This is a genomic window from Meridianimaribacter sp. CL38 (assembly GCF_004328055.1).
GTDB classification, from domain to species: Bacteria; Bacteroidota; Bacteroidia; order Flavobacteriales; family Flavobacteriaceae; genus Gaetbulibacter_B; species Gaetbulibacter_B jejuensis.
Genome location: NZ_QKWS01000002.1, coordinates 51938 through 77020 on the forward strand (window position 1 = coordinate 51938; position 25083 = coordinate 77020).

General features: G+C 34.4%; 16 protein-coding genes. 4 read left to right on the top strand and 12 right to left on the bottom strand.

The window, feature by feature from the left end; translation table 11 throughout:
- Positions 1-95: 95 nt before the first annotated feature.
- From DMZ43_RS05465 to gcvT, 7 genes are all read right to left on the bottom strand, one after another.
- Entirely contained in the window at positions 96-488 is a 393-nt protein-coding gene (locus tag DMZ43_RS05465; RefSeq protein ID WP_131506587.1) for a hypothetical protein, read from the bottom strand.
- 284 nt (positions 489-772) lie between these two features.
- On the bottom strand, positions 773-1123 hold the full coding sequence (locus DMZ43_RS05470; RefSeq protein ID WP_131506588.1) for a hypothetical protein: 351 nt from the start codon (positions 1121-1123) through the stop codon (positions 773-775).
- Positions 1124-1327: 204 nt separating this feature from the next.
- Positions 1328-1921: a phosphopantetheine-binding protein gene (locus DMZ43_RS15125; RefSeq protein WP_131506589.1), complete on the bottom strand. Its 594-nt coding sequence runs from the start codon at positions 1919-1921 to the stop codon at positions 1328-1330.
- A gap of 168 nt (positions 1922-2089) precedes the next feature.
- On the bottom strand, positions 2090-2836 hold the full coding sequence (locus DMZ43_RS05480; protein WP_129761865.1) for a YebC/PmpR family DNA-binding transcriptional regulator: 747 nt from the start codon (positions 2834-2836) through the stop codon (positions 2090-2092).
- Positions 2837-2898: 62 nt separating this feature from the next.
- Positions 2899-3189, bottom strand: coding sequence for a 4a-hydroxytetrahydrobiopterin dehydratase (locus tag DMZ43_RS05485; protein ID WP_129761864.1), 291 nt, complete (start codon positions 3187-3189; stop codon positions 2899-2901).
- Positions 3190-3399: 210 nt separating this feature from the next.
- The gene (locus DMZ43_RS05490) at positions 3400-4248 is read right to left on the bottom strand and encodes a sugar nucleotide-binding protein (protein ID WP_131506590.1); all 849 of its coding nucleotides are present in this window, start codon (positions 4246-4248) and stop codon (positions 3400-3402) included.
- A gap of 22 nt (positions 4249-4270) precedes the next feature.
- The gene (gcvT, locus tag DMZ43_RS05495; protein ID WP_131506591.1) at positions 4271-5353 is read right to left on the bottom strand and encodes a glycine cleavage system aminomethyltransferase GcvT; all 1083 of its coding nucleotides are present in this window, start codon (positions 5351-5353) and stop codon (positions 4271-4273) included.
- Between the two features lie 302 nt (positions 5354-5655).
- Here gcvT and DMZ43_RS05500 point away from each other — a divergent pair, with 302 nt between their 5' ends.
- Positions 5656-7134: an aminopeptidase P N-terminal domain-containing protein gene (locus tag DMZ43_RS05500; protein ID WP_131506592.1), complete on the top strand. Its 1479-nt coding sequence runs from the start codon at positions 5656-5658 to the stop codon at positions 7132-7134.
- Here DMZ43_RS05500 and DMZ43_RS05505 read toward each other — a convergent pair.
- From DMZ43_RS05505 to thrA, 4 genes are all read right to left on the bottom strand, one after another.
- Positions 7126-7398, bottom strand: a complete 273-nt coding sequence (locus DMZ43_RS05505) for a DUF202 domain-containing protein (protein ID WP_131506593.1) — start codon at positions 7396-7398, stop codon at positions 7126-7128. The two genes, DMZ43_RS05500 and DMZ43_RS05505, sit on opposite strands and share 9 nt — an antisense overlap.
- Before the next feature lie 117 nt (positions 7399-7515).
- The gene (thrC, locus tag DMZ43_RS05510) at positions 7516-8805 is read right to left on the bottom strand and encodes a threonine synthase (protein WP_131506594.1); all 1290 of its coding nucleotides are present in this window, start codon (positions 8803-8805) and stop codon (positions 7516-7518) included.
- A complete protein-coding gene (locus tag DMZ43_RS05515) occupies positions 8802-9725 on the bottom strand; it encodes a homoserine kinase (RefSeq protein WP_131506595.1) in 924 nt (307 codons plus the stop codon). Before DMZ43_RS05515 ends, thrC begins: the two co-directional genes overlap by 4 nt.
- A gap of 1 nt (position 9726) precedes the next feature.
- Positions 9727-12168 carry a bifunctional aspartate kinase/homoserine dehydrogenase I gene (thrA, locus tag DMZ43_RS05520; protein WP_131506596.1) on the bottom strand — a complete coding sequence of 814 codons (2442 nt, stop codon included), beginning with the start codon at positions 12166-12168 and terminating at the stop codon, positions 9727-9729.
- Positions 12169-12446: 278 nt separating this feature from the next.
- Here thrA and DMZ43_RS05525 point away from each other — a divergent pair, with 278 nt between their 5' ends.
- Positions 12447-14003, top strand: coding sequence for an NAD(P)H-hydrate dehydratase (locus DMZ43_RS05525; RefSeq protein WP_131506597.1), 1557 nt, complete (start codon positions 12447-12449; stop codon positions 14001-14003).
- A 46-nt stretch (positions 14004-14049) separates the two neighbouring features.
- On the opposite strand, the gene DMZ43_RS05530 is transcribed toward DMZ43_RS05525, so the two are convergent.
- Positions 14050-15408, bottom strand: a complete 1359-nt coding sequence (locus DMZ43_RS05530; RefSeq protein ID WP_131506598.1) for a TlpA disulfide reductase family protein — start codon at positions 15406-15408, stop codon at positions 14050-14052.
- Between the two features lie 126 nt (positions 15409-15534).
- Between DMZ43_RS05530 and hutH the strand changes: the two genes are divergently transcribed.
- Both hutH and DMZ43_RS05540 read left to right on the top strand, forming a co-directional pair.
- Positions 15535-17046, top strand: coding sequence for a histidine ammonia-lyase (gene hutH / locus DMZ43_RS05535; RefSeq protein ID WP_131506599.1), 1512 nt, complete (start codon positions 15535-15537; stop codon positions 17044-17046).
- Positions 17047-17443: 397 nt separating this feature from the next.
- Positions 17444-25021 carry a T9SS type A sorting domain-containing protein gene (locus DMZ43_RS05540; protein ID WP_131506600.1) on the top strand — a complete coding sequence of 2526 codons (7578 nt, stop codon included), beginning with the start codon at positions 17444-17446 and terminating at the stop codon, positions 25019-25021.
- Positions 25022-25083: the final 62 nt, after the last annotated feature.

A 25083-nucleotide genomic window follows, 5' to 3' on the forward strand; every position in this document is an offset into this window, starting at 1 on the left:
AGTGGATTGCTTCGCCAGTTCGCACTTTGTGCTCGTGTCGGACGCAGTCGAATCCGCCGTAATTGTGGTTATACATTGTTGTACAGCGTTATTTTTCAGCATCCACAATAGTTTTCTATTATAGTGTTTTTATCAGTTTCTTTTATTTCAAAGTAACAACCTGCTCCATTATCAGTCGGTCCGTATTTTGATTTGTCCGAATTCCAACCGTGTTCAATATCCATTGGTGAACTTTTAAATATTCCTTCTATCCATTTTACCAAACTTTGTCTGTCAGTTTTTGGTAAAACTAGGGAAATTGATACTCCGCCTGCTTCTCTGCATTGTTCTATCGAATAATTAATTCCGTTTTCAAAATCTTGATTGAAAGAGCAAATACTATAGTCTGGATAATCATAATAAATTCTTTCACGTTTATTCGCAATTGAGTCATAGTTTCGAGTTAGAAATATATAGATTACATCCTCAGAGTAGTTTGTCCGTTTCATTTCCGCTTTTAATTCGTCAACGTTCGGTTCCGCAATTTTAAAATTCTGTGAGAAAGTCAAAATTGGAATTAAAAATAATATGATTGCAAAAATGTTTTTCATAATGCTGTACAACGGTCTCGTATAACCGTCAGTTACGGGATTAAAGTTAATGTTTTTCGGTTAATAACTGGCGTTAGCAATTCGAGTGGATTGCTTCGCCAGTTCGCACTTTGTGCTCGTGTCGGACGTAGTCGAATCCGCCGTAATTGCGGTTATACATTGTTGTGTACAGCTTCTATTTTTCAACTTTTTAATAAATTCAGTTTTTTTACAAGAAATAATGGTAGAGATTGAATCCTGTAAGTAGCAACCACAACTGGTTTCAGACTTGTCGGTTTTCCATATTCAAATTCCAGTTTAAATTCAGATTCTAAATAGTCAAAAATTCGGTCATTACATTTTATTTCTCCCTCAAACCAATTAGTCCAACCAAACAATATTTTTTTGAATCCCTTTCTTAAAATCAAAAAATCATTATCAATTCCTGCGTCAAATCCGTAATATTTTGCGGTTACAACCCAACCTCTTTTTCTTAATACAGAGATTATTTCATTCCACTTTTCAGTTTTGATATTTATTGCAGTTTTATTCAAATTTCAGTTTTGATTTCTATTTTTACAAATTATACACAACGGTCTCGTATAACCGTCAGTTACGGAATTAAAGTTAATGATTTTCGTTTTAGAACTGGCGTTAGCAATTCCGAGTGGATTGCTTCGCCAGTTCGCACTTTGTGCTCGTGTCGGACGTAGTCGAATCCGCCGTAATTGCGGTTATACATTGTTGTAACTCGTTTTTTAGTCAATTCCTAAATCATTTGTGAAAGAATGATGTAATTCGATTTCGCTTATTGGTACTCCAATTCTATCTTCTGTTATTCCACAAATAATTCGCTCAACTTCATATTTGCTTGATATTTTTTCAATATCGATTAGTTTATCTCGGTTTAAAGATATAGTCCAATCAACTAATTGTCTTAGTGTTCCTTTTGAAACAGGTGTTGTTCGTTTGATAGTTTTTATTCCGAAAATTTTTACGTGAGAACTTAATTCTGGATTAAAGTCTAAGGCTACTAAATCAGGTAATTCCAGTCCAACTTCCATTTTTAATTGATTCCACTTTTCTTTCAATTCTGATTGAGTAAATAATTCCGAAATTTTCATATCAGGTCTTATTTCCTTTTCAGTCGAAGTCAAATTTCTTAAAGCTTTTCTGATTCGATAAAACACTATTTGGGTTAGACATTTATCTGTCGGATTTTTACTAATTCTGCTGAAAACAATATCAGCAAAATCTTGAACCGTATAAATTTTTTCCGCTTCGGAATCCTCAATTCGTATTCCAAATTTGTCCTCAATTGACATCACTAATTCGACTGAATCTAATCCCATTATCGGTTTGTTTTAAATGTTTTACAACGGTCTCGTATAACCGTCAGTTACGGGATAAAGTTAATGATTTTTAGAGAGTTGTAGCGTTTGGTGAATAAAAAAAGTTCCAATAAGCTATCTGTAATAGTCTCACCGGAACTTTTTAAATAATTATTAATAAGTTTTTATTTACTCAGCAGTTTCTTCCATAGTGTGATATACGTTTTGTACATCATCATCTTCTTCAAGTTTTTCTAAAAGTTTTTCTACATCTTCAGCTTGTTCTGCAGTAATTGCTTTGGTAACTTGTGGTATACGCTCAAACCCAGAAGATAAAATTTCAATGTTATTGGTTTCTAAATAGGCTTGTATTTTTCCAAAACTTTCAAATGGAGCATAAATCATTACGCTGGTTTGCTCGTTTCCATCAGCATCTTGGTCAGTGTCTTCAAATACTTCTTCTACACCAAAATCAATGAGCTCCAATTCTAGTTCTTCAAGATCTATTCCGTCACTTTTTACTTTAAAGTTACAGGTATGGTCAAACATAAACACTACCGAACCTGATGTGCCTAAACTACCATCGCATTTATTAAAATAACTTCTTACGTTTGCTACTGTACGTGTATTATTATCAGTTGCAGTTTCAACCAAAATAGCAATACCATGTGGTGCGTAGCCTTCAAATAATACTTCTTTATAATCGCCTTGGTTTTTATCGGACGCACGTTTTATGGCACGTTCAATATTGTCTTTAGGCATGTTTACCGATTTGGCATTTTGTATTACTGCTCTTAACCTGGAGTTACTGTCTGGATCAGGACCACCTTCTTTAACAGCCATTACAATATCTTTTCCAATACGTGTAAAGGCTTTACTCATTGCAGACCAACGTTTCATTTTTCGCGCTTTACGAAATTCAAAAGCTCTTCCCATAAATTGTTACTTAATTTAAAATTTTGACCAAATGTAATAAAAATGTAGCGTTGTAAAAACAACTATTCTTGAACTTCTACAATTGTTTCAATAGCTTCGGCTAGTTTAAAATCTTTTTCGGTAACGCCATTGGCACTATGTGTTGAAAGCGAAATGGTAAGTATGTTGTACACATTGGTCCAGTTTGGATGGTGGTTTTGCGCTTCGCATTCAAAAGCTATTCGACTCATGGCACTAAAGCAGTCTTTAAAATTATCGAATTCAAACTCTACATGAATAGCGTTTTCGTAATATTCCCAGTCAGGGAAACGCAATAGTTTTTTTTCTATAGCATCTTGGGTAAGGAGTGTCATAAAAGTTAAATAATTTGGTTACCCTTAAAGGTAATAAATTATTGGTTAATTAACGTGAATAATATGAGTCACTTCGAGTAAAATTCTGCAAGAATTTTGTATCAAGAAGTGTATTTTTGATAGAAATTTTCTTGTTTTCGATACAAATTCCACTCATTTTAATAGTGAAATTCACTCTAATTGACGAAAATTTCTTATCCGTTATTCACGTTAACTATTGTGTTGTTTTTCCAACTCTTGTAAAACCTGTGTGCTAGATATTTGTAAGTGCTTTGGTAGCAAATTGTATTTAGGTAATACTGCTAAATATCTATCTTCGTTGGTGGTAAATACATGCTTGTAGTTAACACGTTTTTGGGTGTGAAGTTTTACAATGTCTTTTATGAATTCATCATGATGCACCAAATCGGTACTTCCTAAATGAAAGATGCCATATTTATTACGGTTAATAATATAATGTACTTGCTGAGTAATTTTACTATCAGTAGTCACATTCATGATAACATTAGGGAAAATTTCTACTGAAGTCCCTTCTAAAATATGCTGTTGAATTTCCTTTATTCTAGGACATTGTACGCCTAATACTATTGGAAGTCTTAAGATTACTACTTGCTGTTTAGGAAGTCGCAAAAGCATGTTTTCAACTTTAATTTTAAAGTGTCCGTAAATACTGTTACTAAAGGTTTTATCGAGCTCGTAACTTGGAAATTTGCTATAAGCATCAAATGCATTTGCAGAAGAAATGAATATGATTTTACAGTTTTTGTTAGTTTGAAGATACTCAGCAATGTGTTTGTGCGCTGTTACTTGCGTATGAAAATCGCCTCTAAGTGCTGAAACAATAATGGTAGGTTTTACAGCTTCAATAATTTCAACAACATCGTCTTCTTCAACATCATACTGAAAAAACTGTTTGTTTTTTTCAAACTCTTTTTTGGGTGTTCTGTAGGTGCCAAAGGTTTTAAAATAGGCGCAAAGTTCTTTATAGATAGCATTACCTAAAAAACCACTTGCACCTAAAATTAATACTTTATGTTTGCTGCTTTTGTCTATCTTCATTCAATCCCTCATTTCTTACATGCTAACCTTTATAAAACGGAAGTTTTACAACTGTTGCAGGAACAGCATTTTTTCTAATTTGAATATTAATTTTACTACCAGCATCTGCAAATACAGTTGGTACATATCCTAATCCAATACCTTTATTTAATGAAGGCGACATAGTCCCAGATGTTACATTGCCTATTATTTTTCCTTGAGAATCTACAATGTCGTATCCTTGACGCGGAATTCCTCTTTCGTCTAGCTCAAAAGCAACTAGTTTACGTTCAGCACCACGACGCTTTTGATCTTCTAAAGCTTCGGAGTTTGTGAAAGTTTTAGTGAATTTTGTAATCCAGCCTAAACCAGCTTCAATAGGAGAGGTTGTATCGTCTATATCATTTCCGTAAAGGCAATAACCCATTTCTAGGCGTAGCGTATCTCTTGCTGCTAAACCAATTGGCTTAATGCCATAATCAGCTCCAGCTTCAAACACTTTGTCCCAAACTTGTTTAACTTCACTGTTTTTGCAGTAAATTTCAAATCCACCACTTCCTGTATATCCTGTTGCTGAAATAATAACATGCTCAATACCTGCAAAATCACCAACTACAAAATTGTAAAATTTAATGTCTGACAAATCATGACTAGATAAGGATTGCATAGCTTCAACAGCTTTTGGTCCTTGAATGGCTAATAACGAATAATCTTCGCTTAAATCACGTAGTTCTGCACCTACATCATTTTTAGATTGTAACCAGTTCCAGTCTTTTTCAATATTGCTCGCATTTACTACCAATAAATACGTGTCTTCCTTAATACGATAGATAATTAAATCATCAACAATACCACCATCATCATTAGGCATGCAGCTGTATTGCGCTTTTCCAACAGTAAGTTTTGAAGCATCATTGCTACATGTTTTTTGAATAAGCTCAAGCGCATGAGGTCCTTCAATTAAAAATTCTCCCATATGGCTCACATCAAAAACACCAACACCATTTCTTACGGTTTCATGCTCAATGTTTACACCTTCATATTGTACTGGCATATTGTATCCTGCAAAAGGAACCATTTTTGCTCCAAGAGCTTGATGTGTTGCTGTTAAGGCGGTATCTTTCATTTTAAAAATCTTTGGTTAGTAAATAAATTATTAGAAAAACAACAGCTAAAACCAAAATAACTGAAACTATTGCTTTTTTTGGATTTTTACTATTGGGTAGTATTTCAACACTATCACCTAAAAACTCGATTATTAGTAGTAAAAACTCCTTCATCTATTCGCAAAAGTATATAAAATTATCTGTTTATTTAAACGCCTTAACACTTAAAAAGTTTTACAAAAAAATGTTAATGTAAAGCGATAATTATATTAGCAATACATTATTATTTATTTTTAGTTTTAAAGACTAATTAAACAAACTCATGAGAATTTTATTTTCCGTATGTATGATGTTGTTAACCTTAACTGTAACAGCACAAAAAGGGTTGCCTGAAGATTTTTTAAGTTCAGAATTTCATAAAAATAGAAGAGAAGCTTTACGCACACAAATGCCAGAGAATAGTGTGGCTGTTTTCTTTTCAAATCCTGTTAGAAACAGAGCTAACGATGTAGATTATGTATACCATCAGGATCCTAATTTTTACTACCTCACAGGTTACAAAGAGCCTCATGCAGTTTTGGTGGTATTCTCAGAGTATCAAACCAATTCCGAAGGCAAACGCTACAACGAAATACTATATGTTCAAGAGCGTAATGCTAGAGCAGAACAATGGACTGGTTATAGGCTAGGAGTAGAAGGTGCAAAAGAGCAGTTAGGGTTTGAAATGGCTTTTAATGGAAAGGAGTTTTTAGAGTCAGGAATTGATTTTACTAGTTTTAATTCGGTGTTGTATTTCGATTTTAAAGATGATTATAGAGATTCTAAACGAAACACAGCAGATTTGTACAGTTTAATACAGTCGTTTAAACAGCAAATTCATGTGCTAGAAGCTTTTGATATTGATAACAAGAAAGATCAAATCGAAGAGGAGCAAGACACGCAAGTAGTGCAATCTAAAGTAAAAACAGATACACGAACCTTAGGAAGATTAATGGCAGGTTTGCGAGAAGTTAAAACTGACGAAGAAATGGTGTTGTTAAAGAAAGCTGTGCGAATTTCGGCAATGGGACAGCGTGAGGTTATGAAAGCAATGCATCCTAATATGTCTGAGACTGAAGTACAAGGTGTGCATGAATATGTGTATAAAAAGTATGGTAGCGAGTATGAAGGTTATCCTAGTATTGTTGGTGCTGGTCATAACGGTTGTGTACTGCATTATATTGAAAACAATAAGACGAAACTCGGTAATGATTTAGTGCTTATGGATCTTGGTGCAGAGTATCATGGTTATACTGCAGATGTTACCAGAACCATACCTGCAAACGGTAAGTTTTCTAAAGAACAAAAACAAATTTACGATTTAGTATACGAAGCTCAAGAAGCTGGAATTAATGCTACTATAGTAGGAAACTCAATGAGAGATACTGATGCTGCTTCTAGAGAGATAATTAATAAAGGTTTGGTGAAATTAGGTATCGCTAAAAATGAAGCTGATGCGAGACAATATTTTCCGCATGGGACTTCACATCATATTGGACTTGATGTTCATGATACTAATTTGAGAGGTGCTTTTGTACCAAATATGGTGATTACTGTAGAACCAGGTATTTATATTCCCGAAGGTAGTGATTGCGATGAAAAATGGTGGGGAATTGCTGTTCGTATTGAAGATGATATTATAATTACTGAAAATGGTCCAATCAACTTATCAGCTGAAGCTCCAAGAAAATCTGATGAAATTGAAGCTTTGATGAAAGAAGAAAGTGTATTATCTGGTTTACAATTACCTAAACTAGATTAAGCTTTGTAAAAGTATTTTTTTTAGTTTCCGCTTTACATAAAAGAAACGTAACGCTCCAATGAGTAATAACACAGGAGCAATAATCAACAAGGAATATCCAATAGGAGTAATTTCTTGTAAAATGGTAAGCTTTAATATAGCAACACCAGAGCTCACAAAAACGACAAAGGTTCTAAAATAGGCTAAAAATGTACGTTCATTTGCTAATCTAGTGCGTTCAAGCGCAAGAGTGTCAGTTGTTTTTAGTGCAAGCTGTTCTTTCATGATTTAAAGATAGCACTATTTACTCGATAATCGAGATTTAAATGCGCCAAGGCTTGCTTAGAAATCAAAACAGTTTTCTATTAAAGCTTTCTGTGCTTGCATTGAGGTAGTTAACTTCTACAATAAAAACGTCTTTAAATCTTCGTAAGTTGAAATTTCTACTGAACGTTTTTTCTTTTTCATCACTTTTAAGATTTGCTCAGGTAAATCTATATTTTCTTTTATAGTATCTTCTACAACATCTAAAAACTTAGTAGGATGAGCAGTTTCTAAAAACACGCAGTGGTCATTTGGATTGTTTTTTAAATGCGATTTACATGCTAAATATCCAACAGCTCCGTGAGGATCTGCAATGTAATTATACTCATTGTATAACTCTTCAATGGCTTTAATGGTTTCTTTATCAGTAAAACTATAACCGCTTAATTGCTTTGATAAGGTTTCAAAATCGTTATTATGTAATTCCTGAATACGTACAAAATTACTTGGGTCACCAACATCCATAGCGTTGCTTATGGTTTGTACTGAAGGTTTTGGCTCGTACTGCTGCGTTTGTAAATAGTTATATACAATGGCATTAGCGTTGTTTGCAGCAATAAAATGTTTAACTGGTAAGCCTAAACGTTGTGCCATCATACCAGCACAAATATTTCCGAAGTTGCCACTTGGTACTGAAAACACAATATTGTCATAATTCTTGTGAAGTTGTTTGTAAGCAAACATAAAGTAAAATAACTGCGGTAACCATCGTGCTACATTAATAGAGTTGGCTGACGTGAGTTGCATTTTACTGGTTAAAGTGTCGTCTAAAAACGCTCGTTTTACCATAGCTTGACAATCGTCAAACGTACCATGAACTTCTAATGCTTTAATGTTTTTTTTAAGCGTAGTTAATTGTTTTTCTTGGATATCGCTCACTTTTCCGCTAGGATATAAAATCACCACATTTACACCTTCAACACCTAAAAAACCATTAGCTACAGCACCTCCAGTATCTCCTGATGTCGCTACCAAAACTGTAACCTCGTTGGTGTTATTCTGATTGAAATAACCCAAACATCTAGCCATAAAACGCGCACCAACGTCTTTAAAAGCCATTGTTGGACCATGAAATAATTCTAAAGTTGAAATAGAATCGGTTATTTTTTCAACAGGAAAATCAAACGACAATGTATCTTCTATAATGTCTTTTAAAATTGCTTCAGGAATATCAGGAGTCACAAACTGTTTGATGGCTTCAAAGGCAATTTCAGAATATGAAAGCGAATCAATAGACTTAAAAAAAGAGTCTGGTAAAGGAGTGATGCTCTCTGGAAAGTACAAACCTTTGTCTGGAGCTAGCCCTTTAATTACTGCATCCTTAAAAGTAGTGTTTGGTGCTTTTTTATTTAGTGAAAAGTAGTTCATGATAGTGTTTTTATTCCGTTAGGATTAATTTTTGAAACGTAAACTTTAAAATCTATTGTTGTGTTTTTATACACATTTTCAAAGGCTTCGGCAACTTGGTTTGCTGTTGTTTCTCCTTTGTTTAAAGCAAATATTGAAGGACCAGAACCAGAAATACCAACACCTAATGCACCAGATTGCATTGCAGTAGTTTTAGCAACATCAAACTGTGGTATAAGCTGTTTTCTGTGAGGCTCTACAATAACATCTTGCAATGAACGACTGATTAAACCGTAATCTGAAGTATGCAGTCCATGGACCAAACTACCAACATTTGCCCATTGTGTAATTCCGTCTTTAAATTGAATGTGTTTAGGTAAAATAGCCCTTGCTTCAGAAGTTTTTACTTCAATTTGAGGATGCACAATGGTTGCATATAAATCAGTAGGAGTAGGGAGTTCTAAAATTTCTAGAGGCTCTAAACTTTTTACCAAAGTAAATCCGCCAAATAATCCTGGAGCAATATTATCAGCATGTTCATTGCCACTAGCTACAGCTTCACCTTTCATGGCAAATGCTGTTAATTGCGTTTTATTGAAAGGTTTTCCTAGTAATTCATTTATAGCATACACAACTCCAGAAGCACTTGCTGAACTGCTACCAACACCACTTCCTGGTTTTATATGTTTGTAAATTTCAACATCGAAGCCAAAGTTTACATTGGCTGCTTCTAAAATGGCTAAACCAGCAACACCAGCAACATTTTTTTTGGTTTCTAAAGGCAAATCATAACCTTCAATTTTACTAATGGTTATTCCTTTGGAACTTGTTTTTTTAATTACCATTTCATCACCAACACTGTCGAGGCAAAACCCAAGAACATCAAATCCGCAAGACACGTTAGCAACAGTTGCTGGTGAAAATATCTTTATTGAATCCATATTAGTCATTTCCGATTCTTATAATATCAGCAAATAAACCAGAAGCAGTTACATCTGCTCCAGCTCCAGCACCTTTGATAATCATTGGTTGCTCTTTGTAACGTTGGGTGTAAAACATTACAATATTATCTTTTCCTTCTAGGTTATAAAAGGGATGACCTTGCGGAATTTCCTTTAAACCAACTTTGGCTTTACCTTCATTAAATTCGGCTACATATTTCAATTTAGAACCTTTTTCATTGGCTTGCGCAAATAGCTTTTGAAAATGTGCTTCGTCATCAATTAAAGTCTTATAAAAGTCATCAACAGAATCGCTTTCTAAATTGGCTTTAGTTAAAAAAGAATCGTTTGTAATGTCTTCAAATTCCATAACCGTTCCACTTTCTCTGGCTAAAATCAATATTTTTCTAGCAACATCAACACCACTTAAGTCAATTCTAGGATCAGGTTCGGTATAACCTTCAGCTTGTGCTTGTTTAACCACATCATGAAACTTGGTTGTATCATTAAAATTATTAAAAACGAAGTTTAAACTTCCAGATAATACAGCTTGAATAGATGTGACTTTATCACCAGAAGCGATAAGATTATTGAGTGTGTCAATAACTGGTAAACCTGCACCAACATTAGTTTCAAATAAAAATGGTGCGTTGTATTTTCTTGATAGATATTTAAGCTGATTGTATTTGTCAAAAGTATCCGAACAGGCAATTTTATTACAAGCTACAACAGCAATACTTTCTTTTAAATAGTTAGCGTATAAATTTGCAACGTCTTTGTTTGCAGTAACATCTACAAAAATGCTGTTGCGCAAATTTAATGCTTTTGCAGTTTTGAAAAAGCCTTCTAAAGAGGCTGTTTCGCCAGTGTTTAAAACCGCTTTCCAGTTTTTAAGGGAAATACCATCTTCGTCAAAAACCATTTGTCTTGAGTTTGATAATCCAATAACTCTTAAATTGATTTTCAAATTGTCTTTAAGGTATTTTTTCTGTTGTTTGATCTGCTCCACCAAACGTTCTCCAACATTACCAACTCCTGTAATAAATACATTAAGCTGTTTGGTTTTTACTTCAAAAAACACTTCGTGTAATGTATTCAGAGCTTTTTTAACATCATGCTCAGAAATTACTGCAGAGATGTTTTTTTCTGAAGCACCTTGCGCTATTGCTCTAACATTGATGTTGTTTTTACCCAAAGTACTAAACATTTTACCACTAATACCTTGATGACTTTTCATATTATCACCAATAAGTGCAACTATAGAAAGGTCAGTTTCAATAACAATTGGGTTAATTTTATGCTGAGTGATTTCGTACTCAAAAGCTTGGTCAATCTTTTCTTTAGCTTGATTAGCATCGGCTTTATTTACACCAAAACAAATAGAATGTTCTGATGACGCTTGCGTAATAAAAACCACATTTATTTTATGATTAGCCAACACTTCAAACAAGCGTTTTGAAAACCCAGGAATACCTACCATTCCGCTACCTTCAAGAGTTAATAATGAGATGTCGTTGATATTACTTATTCCTCTTACAGTAAGATTATTGGTTTGTTCATGGGCAATGTAAGTACCATCAGCATCAGGTTTCATTGTATTTTTAATCACTATTGGGATGTTTTTATCCAACACAGGCTGAACAGTTGGAGGATAAAGTACTTTTGCACCAAAATGGGAAAGTTCCATAGCCTCTTGGTAGGACAGCTTTTTGATAGGGTAGGCTTGCTTTACAAGTTTAGGGTTTGCAGTATACATACCGCTTACATCAGTCCATATTTCTAAAGTATCAGCTTCTAAAGCTGAAGCTACCAAAGCAGCAGTAAAATCGGAACCTCCACGACCCAAGGTTGTGATTTCACCTTGTTGAGATTTTGACACAAAACCAGGAAGTATCGTTACACCTTGTGTTGCGTTACTAAAATACTCCTGAATATTCTTATAAGTTGTATTATAATTAACTTCGGCTTTAGTAAAGTTATCGTTAGTTACAATCAACTCTTGTGTATTTTTTCTAACAACATCAATACCTTTAGATTTCATGGTTTCAGTGATGATGTAAGATGACAATAATTCTCCAAAACTTACTAGTTTATCAGACGTTTTTGGTGACAACTCATTTATCAAATAAATACCATCTAGTAAGCTTTTTAGGTTGTCTAATTTAGTGTTTAGTTTATCTGAAACCGCTTTGTCAACATTTCGAATTAATCTAGATAATATATTTAAATGAATATCTTTAATGGTTTTATATTCAGACAAATAACTTTCATCTTTTGTTTGAGCTAAGTGACCAGCTTTTAGTAATTTATCAGTTATTCCGCCAACAGCTGATACAACACAAATTACAGGTTGACTTTTTTTATAGTCTTCTAATATTTGAATAACCTTTGTTATATTTTCAACAGAACCTACAGAAGTTCCTCCAAATTTTAATACGTGCATTTTATAATGACTTTAGTAAAAATAATATTGTTTATTTGTTGTGTTTAAAAAAACACATTGGACCGGAGAGAATATATTAATAGCAACCCAAACGGGTTGTAATAATAGATGTGAACACAGAAGTGCCAGCAACAAAAATTGCTGATGATATAAAGTTGGTATTTAATACTGTCTTAGTGTTCATATAGCTTTCAAATGTATTATTTTTACTCTAATAAAAAAACTAATTAATTCTTTTTACGGAATTAACAAAAAACATAAAGACTTTTTAACAAATAATGAAAATATTATCCAAAGAACAGATATACGAAGGAGATAAACTAACAGCACAACGTCAAAACATATCCTCAACCGAGTTGATGGAGCGTGCTGGAACCCAAATTTTTAACTGGATACACATGCGTATGCAAGGAGCTCCTGTTCCTATTCATGTATTTTGCGGTATAGGGAATAATGGTGGAGATGGTTTGGTATTGGCAAGACATTTAATAAATCATGGTTATAATGTTTATACTTATGTTGTAAACTATAGTGATAAGCGTTCAAAAGACTTTTTGATTAACTATGACAGAATAAAACAAACCACTAAAGAGTGGCCTACATTATTAACTTCTGAAAAAGACTTTCCATCAATAACTCCAGAAGCTATTATAGTTGATGCTGTTTTTGGTATTGGTTTAAACAGACCAATTGATGACTGGGTTAAACACTTGTTTCAGCATTTTAGAGCGTCAAAAGCGTTTACCTTGTCTATAGACATTCCGTCAGGATTACTTACAGATAAAGTTCCTGAAAATGAAAACGATGTGGTTTGGGCTGGTTTTACCTTGAGTTTTCAAACACCAAAACTGGTTTTCTTCTTACCGCAAACTTCAAAATATACAGTACAATGGGAAGTATTAGATATAGGTATTGATTTAGAATACATTTATAATTTAAATACAGAAACTGAGCTTATAGGTAAACAAGAAGTTTTACCACTTTATCAACCTAGAGAGAAATTTTCTCATAAGGGAAGTTTTGGTCACGCTTTGATTATTGGTGGAAGTTATGGTAAAATTGGAGCTGTAAATTTGGCAAGTAGAGCTGCCTTGTCTTCTGGTGTTGGTTTAGTAACTGCTTTTGTACCTAAATGTGGTTATGTGCCATTACAGTCTTCGTTTCCTGAAGCTATGGTGATTACTGATAAAGAGGAAGAGTTTATTTCTGATATCTCTTTTGAAATTGAGCCAACAGCAATTGGAATAGGAGTAGGCATAGGAGCACATGATAAAACTGTTACTGCTTTTGAGGCATTTTTAAAAGCAAATACAAAACCATTGGTTATTGATGCTGATGGATTAAACATACTTTCAAAGAAGAAAGCTTTATTGAAATTACTGCCAGAGCAAACCGTTTTAACACCACATCCAAAAGAATTAGAAAGACTTGTAGGAACTTGGAAAGACGATTTTGACAAACTAGAAAAAACCAAAGCATTCTCTAAAAAGTACAACGTAATTATAATCATAAAAGGAGCAAATACAATAACCGTTTTTCAGGATAAATACTATGTAAATACTACTGGAAATCCTGGGTTAGCTACAGCAGGAACAGGAGATGTGCTTACAGGTGTTATAACAGGATTAATAACTCAAGGGTATCAACCGTTGGTTGCTTCTATTTTTGGAGTGTATTTACACGGTAAATCTGCTGATATTATTCTGCAGGATTATGGCTATCAAAGTTTAATTGCAAGTCATGTCATTGAAGGTTTAGGTGAAGCTTATATTGATTTGTTTAAGCAGCCTGAACAACCACAACAAGCAGAAAATGAAGAAGACCAAAACGCATAAAAAAAAAGCCACTGATACAGTGGCTTTTTCATTTTATATAATAGTATTAAATACTTAATTCTTCAAATAACTCAACTAGTTTAGGACTAGATGGTCTTGGAGCATCTGCACTTACAATGTTGCCATCAGGATCAACAAGAATAAATCTTGGAATTCCTTCAATAGCATAATCTTGTACGAATTGAGATTTCCAATCGTTATCAGCAAATAACTGAATACCACCTAACTCTTTTTCTTTAACCATTTCAACCCAAGCATCATGGTCTTTTGCAACGTCAATTGATGTGCTCACAAATTCAATATTTTTACCATGAAATTGTGCTTCAACTTCTTTTAAGAAAGGAATTTCGCGTTTGCAAGGTCCACACCATGTAGCCCAAACGTCAATGTATACATACTTTCCTTTTAAGTCAGATAAAGATGTCGTACCTCCTTTATGGTTTTCATATTTAGTAAATTCTGGAGAAGGGTTTCCTTTTGCTAATAGCTTAACTTTGTTGTACTTTTCTGTAAGCTTGTCTTTAAACTCTTGGTCTTCAGATAATGAAGAAACTCCATTGTAGTAAGCTTCAAGATTTTCGTTACCAGGAGAAACTTCATAAGCTAACATTTTAGCAAGGTCTTTTTTTATTGAAGGTGCGTTTAAAGCGCTTAGCTCTTTAAAAGTAGCTTCAACATTTTCACCACTATTTAATTTAGTGCTATAGTGGTTTTGAACCATAGCTTTGTATGCTGCTATGTTGTTATAATCTTCTTCATTAGTAAAGACTATACCTTCTAATGGTTTCATAAAGTCGTCAGAAGCTTTGAAACCTTCTTTCTTAGCAAAATACTCGTGGTATGTTGGATATCTTTGTATGTTAGATAAATGATCGTACTTCAGGTTTTTAGTTTCCATAGCAATAAAATCTTCATCTAACACTCCAGAGTTTTTAAGTAATTCAGTTTTAGAAGTATTGAACTCATTGATTTTGTTTAAAAATTCTTCTTCTTCTAAAGCATATAATTCTGGTGTTCCTATTTCGCCTGATAGTTTTTCGTCATGTAACGATTTGCTTGCTAAGTAGTTATTGACTTCGGCACCAACACCTGTATAGGCTATCGTTTCATCAAATTCTTTAGTGTTTAGTGTTAGATTTAAATCATAACCAGGAGCTAAATAAACGTTAGAGATTTCTTTACCGTCATTAAACATATATACGCCTGTATCTACACGTAATGTGTCGGCAAAAGTTCCATCTTCAGCAACGGCAATAGTTTTAGTGAAATCTCCACTACGCACAATTAGTTTGTCGCTATTCTTGTTTTCAATTTTTCCAGAAAACAGAGCATAGTCAACTTTAGGTTCTTCATTACAAGCCATAAGCAAAGTAACAGAACTTAATAAAATTAGTGTTTTTTTCATGGGAGTTTGTTTTAGTTTACTCAAAAATAACAGAATATAGCTACAATTCATGATATTTTATTAATTATTAACATTAGTTGCATAATATTTAAGGAATGTTGAATTTTGAGGCACTAAAATTTCATTATGGACTCCATTCATTATATATCTTCTGATATTTTACAATTATCAGATATTAATGATATAATACAATTACATAAAAAGATTGAACTCTCTAAAGAAGCAATCGATAAAATTTCTAAATGCAGAACCTACTTAAATGATAGAATGTCTTTACAAGACGAACCTATTTATGGTATTAATACAGGATTTGGTTCTCTATATAATGTAAAAATTTCTAAAGATAAGTTAACGCAATTACAAGAAAACCTTGTGATGTCTCATGCTTGTGGTATTGGAGAACAAGTACCAAATGAAGTTGTAAAACTTATGCTCTTTTTGAAAATTCAATCTTTAAGTTACGGTTTTAGTGGTGTGCAATTGGAAACTGTAAACCGATTGGTAGACTTTTATAATAATGATATTTTACCAATAGTATATACTCAAGGCTCGTTAGGAGCTTCGGGCGATTTAGCACCTTTAGCACATTTGGCATTGCCTTTACTTGGAAAAGGTGAGGTTTATTATAAAGGTACCATAGTAGCTTCTGAAAAAGTGCTTGCAGATTTTAATTGGAAACCAATTCAATTACAATCAAAGGAAGGTTTAGCGCTTTTAAATGGCACACAATTTATGAGTGCTTATGGAATACATGTCCTTATTAAATCCTATAAAATTTCATATTTAGCCGATTTAATAGGTAGTATCTCAATTGACGCTTTTGATGGTAGAATAGAACCATTTAGCGAATTGGTTCATTTAATAAGACCTCATAATGGACAGTTAAAAACTGCTGAGAGAGTTAGAGAATTTCTTGAGGATAGTGAGCTGATAAAACAAAAGAAGCAACATGTACAAGATCCATATTCATTTAGGTGTATACCGCAAGTTCATGGTGCAACTAAAGATGCATTGGAGTATGTACATAAAGTATTTAAGACTGAAATAAACTCAGTAACAGATAACCCAAATATTTTTATTGGTGAAGATCAAATTATATCAGGAGGAAATTTTCATGGTCAACCACTAGCATTAGCTTTTGATAACCTAAAAATAGCAATGTCAGAGTTAGGAAATATCTCAGAGCGAAGAACATTTCAACTTGTATCTGGTTTAAGAGGTTTACCAACATTTTTAGTTGACAATCCTGGATTAAATTCTGGTTTTATGATTCCACAATATACAGCAGCTAGTATTGTTAGTGCAAACAAGCAATTAGCAACACCAGCTAGTATTGATAGTATAGTTTCTAGTAATGGTCAAGAAGATCATGTAAGCATGGGAGCAAACGCAGCAACTCAAGCATATACATTGGTTGATAATGTAGGAAGGATTTTGGCAATTGAACTTTTCAACGCTTCACAAGCACTGTTTTTTAGAAAACCTAAAAAATCATCTAGCTTAATTGAGGCATTCCTAAAAGCCTATAGAAAGGAAGTGGATTTTGTTGATCATGATCAAATTTTTCATGAAATGATAAAAAAGTCTGTGCATTTTATCGATGATTTTTGCATTGAAAATGAACTGCTTTTCGATTAACTGCAAAAAAGAAATGTTTAACTGTTTATTTGTTAAAAAAAAACAAATTTTATTTGTGAGTCACTATTATAAAATATACTTTTGAAAGTAAATAGATGGTATTTCATATCGTTTATTTAGCGTAATAAAAGCCCTTTTTACAAGAAAATTTTTACGCATCTTACCTAAAATTGTTTAATAGCAGAACAATTGATTATTAGCACATTTATTGATTTTTTGAATGTTTACATTCAAGGAAAAGTTACTCTGTATTTCATTTATGCAATACTGAATAGCTTAATCATTTAGGTCCCAAACCTAACATTTTAAGTATTAACCTCCATCTATGTTATGTTGGCAATTTTGCCAAGAAATAAATGTATAGATAATTTTAATTTTAATACCAAATGTTATGTTTATGAGCAATTTTACCCGTAGTAGAGGTTCAGCTATAAAATGGCGACCTACTACAAATTTATGGTGTTGTAGCATTGACTTTTTTACTAGGCATTTTAAGAGCATGAAGGCTTTGGCTTTTATCATGCTTTTTGTGTTTAGTTCAGGCTCAATGTTAGGGCAATCTAACGAACTGATGGAGCGAAGTACATACTTAAATAGATGTATGGATGAAGCTCCTGTAGGACCAACCGCTGCAGAAGTAGGTGGAATGTACGTCGAAATATGTGACGGAATTACGCCAACTGTAACTAAATCTTCAGCTTGGGTTCAACCGTCAACAGACTGTGATTGGGAAATCATCCACACTTATGATATTGTTTGTGGAGATTTTGAAGAGCAGTTTAAAATTCACTACACAGGAGGAGATCAAACAGCTCCAACTTTAAATGAAGATGCTGTTATTCCTTCAGGTGGATCAGACTTAAACGTTTGTTTTGACGAAATTCCAGAAGGACCATCTGAGTCAGATATTAGAGATCTTTTTTCTGATAACTGTGGAGATGTAATTGTTGTAAAGTCTGGAGAGCCAACAGGTAGTGATTGTGCTTGGAGTGTAACTTATAAGTACGAAATCACTGATGAATGTGGAAATACTGCTAGCCCTATTGATATTTCATATAGTGGAGGCGACACAGAAGACCCTGTGTTAGTTGGAGTTCCTGAAGATGAAACTGTAAGTTGTATTGATGAAATTCCGGATGCTCCACAAGTAACTGCTACAGATAATTGTGCAGACAACTTGGTAGTAACATTAGAGGAAGACGATTCAAACCTTGGAACTTTTTGTGATGGTGGAACATTAGTTAGAACTTGGACTGTAACAGATGAGTGTGATCATACTGTAAGTATGTCTCAAACAATAACTGTTGAGCCAACACCTGAAACATATTTCTTAAACACTCCTGATAACATAAGTATAAGTTGTGATGAGGCTGGTAGTTACCAACCTTCAAGTTTAGCTTATACAAATGGTGTTGACTCAGGAGCTTGTGCTATAAATGGTGAAGTTGCAGGAGAATTAAGTGGAAACTATACAGAGTGTGGTGGATACCTTAAAGTAACTTGGTCATATACAGATGAATGTGAAAGAGAGATTACCTATGTTCAAGATATCACTGTTGAGCCTGCACCAATGGCAGCTTTTGAGTCAGTGTCAGATGAAGAAATTACTTGTGATGAAGCGGCATCTTATGAAGCAGGATACTTAGCTTATACTAATGATGCTGAGACTGAAGCATGCTTAATAGCAGGTGAAGTTGCAGGAGAATTAAGTGGAAGCTATACAGAATGTGGTGGAGAGTTATTGGTAACTTGGACGTTTATGGACGATTGCCAAAGAGAAATTACAGCTACAAAAACAATAACAGTATTACCAGCACCAGTTGCAGAATTTGCACCAGTAGAGGACGAAGAAATCACTTGTGATGAAGCAGCAACTTATTCAGCTGGATTTTTAACATATAACAATGGAGCAGAAACAGACGCTTGCTACATTTCAGGAAAAGTAAAAGGAGTAATTACAGGAAGCTACACAGAATGTGGTGGAGAGTTAATAGCAACTTGGACATATACTGATGATTGTAATCGTCAAATCACAGCTAGTAAAACAATAACAGTATTACCAGCACCAGTTGCAGAATTTGCACCAGTAGAAGATGAAGTAATTTCTTGTGATGAAGCAGGATCTTACTCAGCAGGATTCTTAACCTATAATAATGGCGCAGAAACAAAGTCATGCTACATTTCAGGAAAAGTAGAAGGAGTAATTACAGGAAGCTACACAGAGTGTGGTGGAGAGTTAGAAGTAACTTGGACATATGTTGACGACTGTCAAAGAGAGATTACAGCTACTAAAACAGTAACAGTTGAGCCAGCACCAATGGCATCTTTCGAGTCAGTAACAGATGAAGAAATTACATGTGATGAAGCTGCAACTTATACAGCAGGATATTTATCATACAACAACAATGCAGAAACTAAAGCGTGTTCTATTTCAGGAGAAGTAGAAGGTGAGTTAAGTGGAAGCTATACAGAATGTGGTGGAGAGTTAGAAGTAACTTGGACATATGTTGACGATTGTCAAAGAGAAATTACAGCTACAAAAACAGTAACTGTATTACCAGCACCAGCTGCAGAATTTGCACCAGTAGAAGATGAAGAGATTACATGTGATGAAGCAGCATCTTATGTTGCGGGCTACTTATCATATAGTAATAATGCTGAGACTGATGCTTGTTTAATAGAAGGAGAAGTTGAAGGAGAAATCTCTGGTGAATACTCTGAGTGTGGTGGAACATTAACAGTAACATGGTTCTACAAAGATAACTGTGAGCGTGAGATTACAGCTAGTAAAACAGTAACTGTATTACCAGCTCCTGTTGCAGAATTTGATTCAGTTGAGGTTATTGTAATTGATTGTGATGAAGCTGCATCTTATGAGGCAGGTTACTTAGCATATAGTAATGGAGCTGGAACTGATGCTTGTTTAATAGCAGGTGAAGTTGAAGGAGAAATTACTGGAAGTTACACTGAATGTGGAGGGCTTTTATTTGCTAATTGGACTTTTACTGATGAGTGTGAGAGAACTATAACTCAAACTCAACAAATTAAAGTAAATCCAGCACCAGCTGCAGAGTTTGCTCCAGTGGAAAATGAAGAGATTACATGTGATGAAGCTGCATCTTATGTTGCAGGCTACTTATCATATAGTAATAATGCTGAGACTGAGTCTTGTTTAATTGAAGGACAAGTAGAAGGAGAATTAAGTGGAAGCTATACTGAATGTGGTGGAGAGTTGCAAGTAACTTGGACATTTATGGATGATTGTCAAAGAGAGATTACGGCTACAAAAATAGTAACTGTATTACCTGCACCTAAAGCTGAATTTGTAAATGTTCCTCAAAACATTACTATTACTTGTGATCAGGCTGCTGTTTATCAATCGGCTAACTTAGAGTACACAAATAATGCTGAGACTGACGCTTGTTTAATAGCAGGTGAAGTAGAAGGAGAAATTACAGGAAGCTATACAGAATGTGGTGGAGAGTTTGTGGTAACTTGGACGTTTATTGACGATTGTCAGAGAGAAATTACAGCTACAAAAATTGTTACTATTTCTCCAGCACCAGTTGCAGAATTTGCACCAGTAGAGGACGAAGAAATCACTTGTGATGAAGCAGCAACTTATTCAGCTGGATTCTTAACATATAACAATGGAGCAGAAACAGACGCTTGCTATATTTCAGGAAAAGTAAAAGGATCATTAAGTGGAAGCTACACAGAATGTGGTGGAGAGTTAATAGCAACTTGGACATATACTGATGATTGTAATCGTCAAATCACAGCTAGTAAAACAATAACAGTATTACCAGCACCAGTTGCAGAATTTGCACCAGTAGAAGATGAAGTAATTTCTTGTGATGAAGCAGGATCTTACTCAGCAGGATTCTTAACCTATAATAATGGAGCAGAAACAAAGTCATGCTACATTTCAGGAAAAGTAGAAGGAGTAATTACAGGAAGCTACACAGAGTGTGGTGGAGAGTTAGAAGTAACTTGGACATATGTTGATGACTGTCAAAGAGAGATAACAACTAGTAAAACAGTAACAGTTGAGCCAGCACCAATGGCATCTTTCGAGTCAGTAACAGATGAAGAAATCACTTGTGATGAAGCTGCAACTTATACAGCTGGGTATTTATCATACAACAACAATGCAGAAACTAAAGCTTGTTCTATTTCAGGAGAAGTTGAAGGAGAAATTACAGGAACTTACTCTGAGTGTGGAGGAACATTAACAGTAACATGGTTCTACAAAGATGATTGTGAGCGTGAAATTACAGCTACCAAAACAGTAACTGTATTACCAGCACCAGCTGCAGAATTTGCACCAGTAGAGGATGAAGAGATTACATGTGATGAAGCAGCATCTTATGTTGCAGGTTACTTATCATATAGTAATAATGCTGAGACTGACGCTTGTTTAATAGCAGGAGAGGTTGAAGGAGAATTAAGTGGAACTTACACAGAGTGTGGTGGAGAGTTAATGGTAACTTGGACATTTATGGATGATTGTCAAAGAGAGATTACAGCTACCAAAACAGTAACTGTATTACCAGCACCAGCAGCAGAGTTTGCACCAGTAGAGGATGAAGAGATTACATGTGAAGAAGCAAATGTATACGAAGCTACATATTTATCTTACACTAATGATGCTGGAACTGAAGCTTGTTTAATTGAAGGTGAAGTTTTAGGAGAAATTACAGGAACTTACTCTGAGTGTGGAGGAACATTAACAGTAACATGGTTCTATAAAGATGATTGTGAGCGTGAAATCACAACTAGCAAAACAGTAACTGTATTACCAGCTCCAGTAGCTGAGTTTGATCAAGTAGATGACATAACTATTGCTTGTGAAGATTTAGCAACATATGAGCCAGCTTATTTATCATACTCAAATGGAGGTACTGTTTCTTGTGAAATTAGTGGTGAAGTTCAAGGTGTTGCAGAGCCTTTTGATGGAAGCTGTGGAATGTTTGAAGTTAATTGGTCATTCACTGATGAATGTGGAAGAACGATTACAGCTAATCGTACTGTAACAGTTATCGATGAAACAGCTCCAGTATTAGTAGGTGAATTACCTGAAGGTATTTCTAATATTGATGCATGTTATGCTGATCACCCAACTGAACCAACTGAAGAAGAGATTGCTGCATTATTTGAAGACAATTGTGGTAATGTAAATGTTACTAAAACAGTTGTAAGTCTTGGTGATGATTGTGATTGGGCAGTTATGTTCAGATACGAAGTTCAAGATGATTGTGGTAATTTTGCAGCTCCAGTTAAAGTTTACTATAACGGAGGAGACAAAACTGCTCCTGAGTTAACAGGAACGTTACCAACTGGTGAAACAGGAATGGAATTATGTTTTGATGAAATTCCAGAAGCACCAAAATCAAGCAACTTAGCTGAGTTATATACTGAAAACTGTAGTGAAGTTATCGTAACTGAATTAGAGCCAGTTATTACTGGAGATAATTGCTACTGGACAGCAACTTATACTTACACAGTAGAAGATGCTTGTGGAAATAAAGCTGAGAACATTGTAATTTACTACCAAGGAGGTGATACTACACCACCAGTACTTGAAGGAGATGTTCCAATGGGTCAAAATTCATTAGACTTATGTATAGATTCTGATTTAGGAGAGCCTTCTGAGGAAGATATCGCTGCGTTATATTCTGATAACTGTTCAGAGGTAATCACTGTAAACAAAATAGAAAAAGTTTACGGTACAGACTGTGAGTGGATTAGAGTATTTGAGTACATAGCTATGGATGAATGCGGAAATGAGTCTGATATCATCAAAGTTAACTATCAAGGTGGTGATCAGTCACCTCCAGTATTTGACTTAGAATGTCAATTAGAAAGTTTCGAAATATTTACATCTAATGGAGCTGATTGTCCTGCTGAAGCTGGAATATCTCTTAATATTGGAGATGAAATAGATGCATTCACATCATGGACTGTTGGTGGTGTTGAAATATTACCTATTGGAAGCTGTGTAAGTGATAACTGTACTGATCTTGGAGATATAATTATACGTGTTATAGGTAAAACTTCTACAGATGACAATTGTATCAATATGTTATCAATTTCATTTGAAGCTGAGGATGCTTGTGGTAAAATTTCTGAGCCATTTACTTGTACTTACAAAGTAATTGATGATGAAGCTCCTGAAGCACCTGCAGATGAAGAATTTACTTATGAGTGTACAGATGATGTACCAGAAGCTATTGACTTAAAAGCTATCGATACTTGTCAAGGTGAAATAGAAGGTGTGTTTAGTGAAACTAGTGATGGGCAAACTTGTCCTGAAACAATCACTCGTACATGGACATATGATGATGGATGTGGAAATGTTTCTGTAACTACTCATGTTATTACAGTGAATGATGTTACTGCTCCAGTATTAGAGTGTCCTGAAGATGTTGATTTTGGTGTAGTAACTGAAACTCCAACAGGGTTTGCTGATAAAGCATTCTATACAGACAACTGTATAGCTGATGGTGCAACTCATGATTACACTGATAGTGAGATAACTGAAACAGTTAATAGTTCTTCAGTAGAAGGTGAGTATATCTTCACTTTTGAAGAAGGATATATGCTTAACTTAGGAAATGCTCCTGCAGGAACTACTTCTGATGGTCAGCCATATTACTCAGGTGTTATTACAAGCCTAAACGGAGATGTATTACCTAATTATGGAACTATCTTAGTAGTATACAATTCAAATAGTGGTGAGTATGACATTCTTCAAGACTTTGGAGGAAATGATATTCAGCCAGCAGGAAGTGCAGATGCAGATGCATTTGACGGATGCGATGCTACAGCTTGGTCGTTTACATCTAACACTGGACATAACAAAGCATTTACTTTAGAGTGCCCAGTATATTCAAGTTCTGTAACTTACACATTTACTCGTACATTTACTGCTGCAGATGATTGTGGTAACGAAGATGAGTGTAGTGTAACTTACACATGGACAATTGAAGTAGGTTGTGATGAAGAAGCTCCTGTTATTGAGTGTCCAGACGATGCTAACTTTGGTGAAAATCCAGATTTAGATAATAATGGTGTTCCTTATGGTGTAGCTACAACAGCTAACTATACTGATAACATGGATGAAGATGGAGTAACTACTACATATACTGATGAATTATCATCTGAAGAGTACTATGGAGAGTCTACTAATTTTGATATCTCATGTATACAAAATGGTTCACTGTTTGCGCTTGTTCATTTCGAAAGAACTGGATATGCTGAAGATGGTTACGCAATATATGCTGATGGTTATAGAGAAGATTATCCACAATATACTTATGATTTATACTACAATCATTCAACTAATAGATGGGAAGTATATGAATATGATAATGGTTATCTTTTAGGTCTAGTTTGGTATAATGTTACTGAAGATACTGCTCCTTCATGTAATCCATCAGACTGGGATATTGATGGTAGTGTATGTGACGGAATTTATGTTGATTGCGGTTACTACTATCTTGACTATACAGAGTATACATTAACTAGAACTTTCACTCAAACGGATTCATGTGGAAATGAAGGAGAATGTTCAGTAACCTATACTTGGGTTGAAGGTACAGAAGCTGAAAACAGACAAAGTAATGAGACAACTTACTCTACTACATCTAATGGTGCACAAATCTATGCAGGTGAAGTATCAGAGGAAAGGGTAAGTGAAGCTCTAGACTTTACAGCTTATCCAGTACCATTTGACAAAGAAGTTAATATTTCATACACATTTGACTTTGAAACTAATGTAACTATTGAGTTATTTGACACTAAAGGATTACTAATCTTAAGTGATACTAATAACAGATACGTTGCTGGTTCAAAAGGAAATACTAGATTTGATTTATCTAGAACGTCTAACCAAATGTTCTATGTTAAGTTAACAACTAGTCAAGGTTCAGTAACTAAGAAGATTGTATCTTCATCAGTTAAGAGACACTAATTATTAGGCAATAGCCAAATAAATGTTGATAGAAAAAGGCAGCTAGAAATAGCTGCCTTTTT

Coding starts and splice junctions, on each gene's coding strand:
- DMZ43_RS05465 (WP_131506587.1), bottom strand. CDS start 488: ATGAAACGGACAAACTACTCTGAGGATGTAATCTATATATTTCTAACT.
- DMZ43_RS15125 (WP_131506589.1), bottom strand. CDS start 1,921: ATGGGATTAGATTCAGTCGAATTAGTGATGTCAATTGAGGACAAATTT.
- DMZ43_RS05480 (WP_129761865.1), bottom strand. CDS start 2,836: ATGGGAAGAGCTTTTGAATTTCGTAAAGCGCGAAAAATGAAACGTTGG.
- DMZ43_RS05485 (WP_129761864.1), bottom strand. CDS start 3,189: ATGACACTCCTTACCCAAGATGCTATAGAAAAAAAACTATTGCGTTTC.
- DMZ43_RS05490 (WP_131506590.1), bottom strand. CDS start 4,248: ATGAAGATAGACAAAAGCAGCAAACATAAAGTATTAATTTTAGGTGCA.
- gcvT (WP_131506591.1), bottom strand. CDS start 5,353: ATGAAAGATACCGCCTTAACAGCAACACATCAAGCTCTTGGAGCAAAA.
- DMZ43_RS05500 (WP_131506592.1), top strand. CDS start 5,656: ATGAGAATTTTATTTTCCGTATGTATGATGTTGTTAACCTTAACTGTA.
- DMZ43_RS05505 (WP_131506593.1), bottom strand. CDS start 7,398: ATGAAAGAACAGCTTGCACTAAAAACAACTGACACTCTTGCGCTTGAA.
- thrC (WP_131506594.1), bottom strand. CDS start 8,805: ATGAACTACTTTTCACTAAATAAAAAAGCACCAAACACTACTTTTAAG.
- DMZ43_RS05515 (WP_131506595.1), bottom strand. CDS start 9,725: ATGGATTCAATAAAGATATTTTCACCAGCAACTGTTGCTAACGTGTCT.
- thrA (WP_131506596.1), bottom strand. CDS start 12,168: ATGCACGTATTAAAATTTGGAGGAACTTCTGTAGGTTCTGTTGAAAAT.
- DMZ43_RS05525 (WP_131506597.1), top strand. CDS start 12,447: ATGAAAATATTATCCAAAGAACAGATATACGAAGGAGATAAACTAACA.
- DMZ43_RS05530 (WP_131506598.1), bottom strand. CDS start 15,408: ATGAAAAAAACACTAATTTTATTAAGTTCTGTTACTTTGCTTATGGCT.
- hutH (WP_131506599.1), top strand. CDS start 15,535: ATGGACTCCATTCATTATATATCTTCTGATATTTTACAATTATCAGAT.
- DMZ43_RS05540 (WP_131506600.1), top strand. CDS start 17,444: ATGAGCAATTTTACCCGTAGTAGAGGTTCAGCTATAAAATGGCGACCT.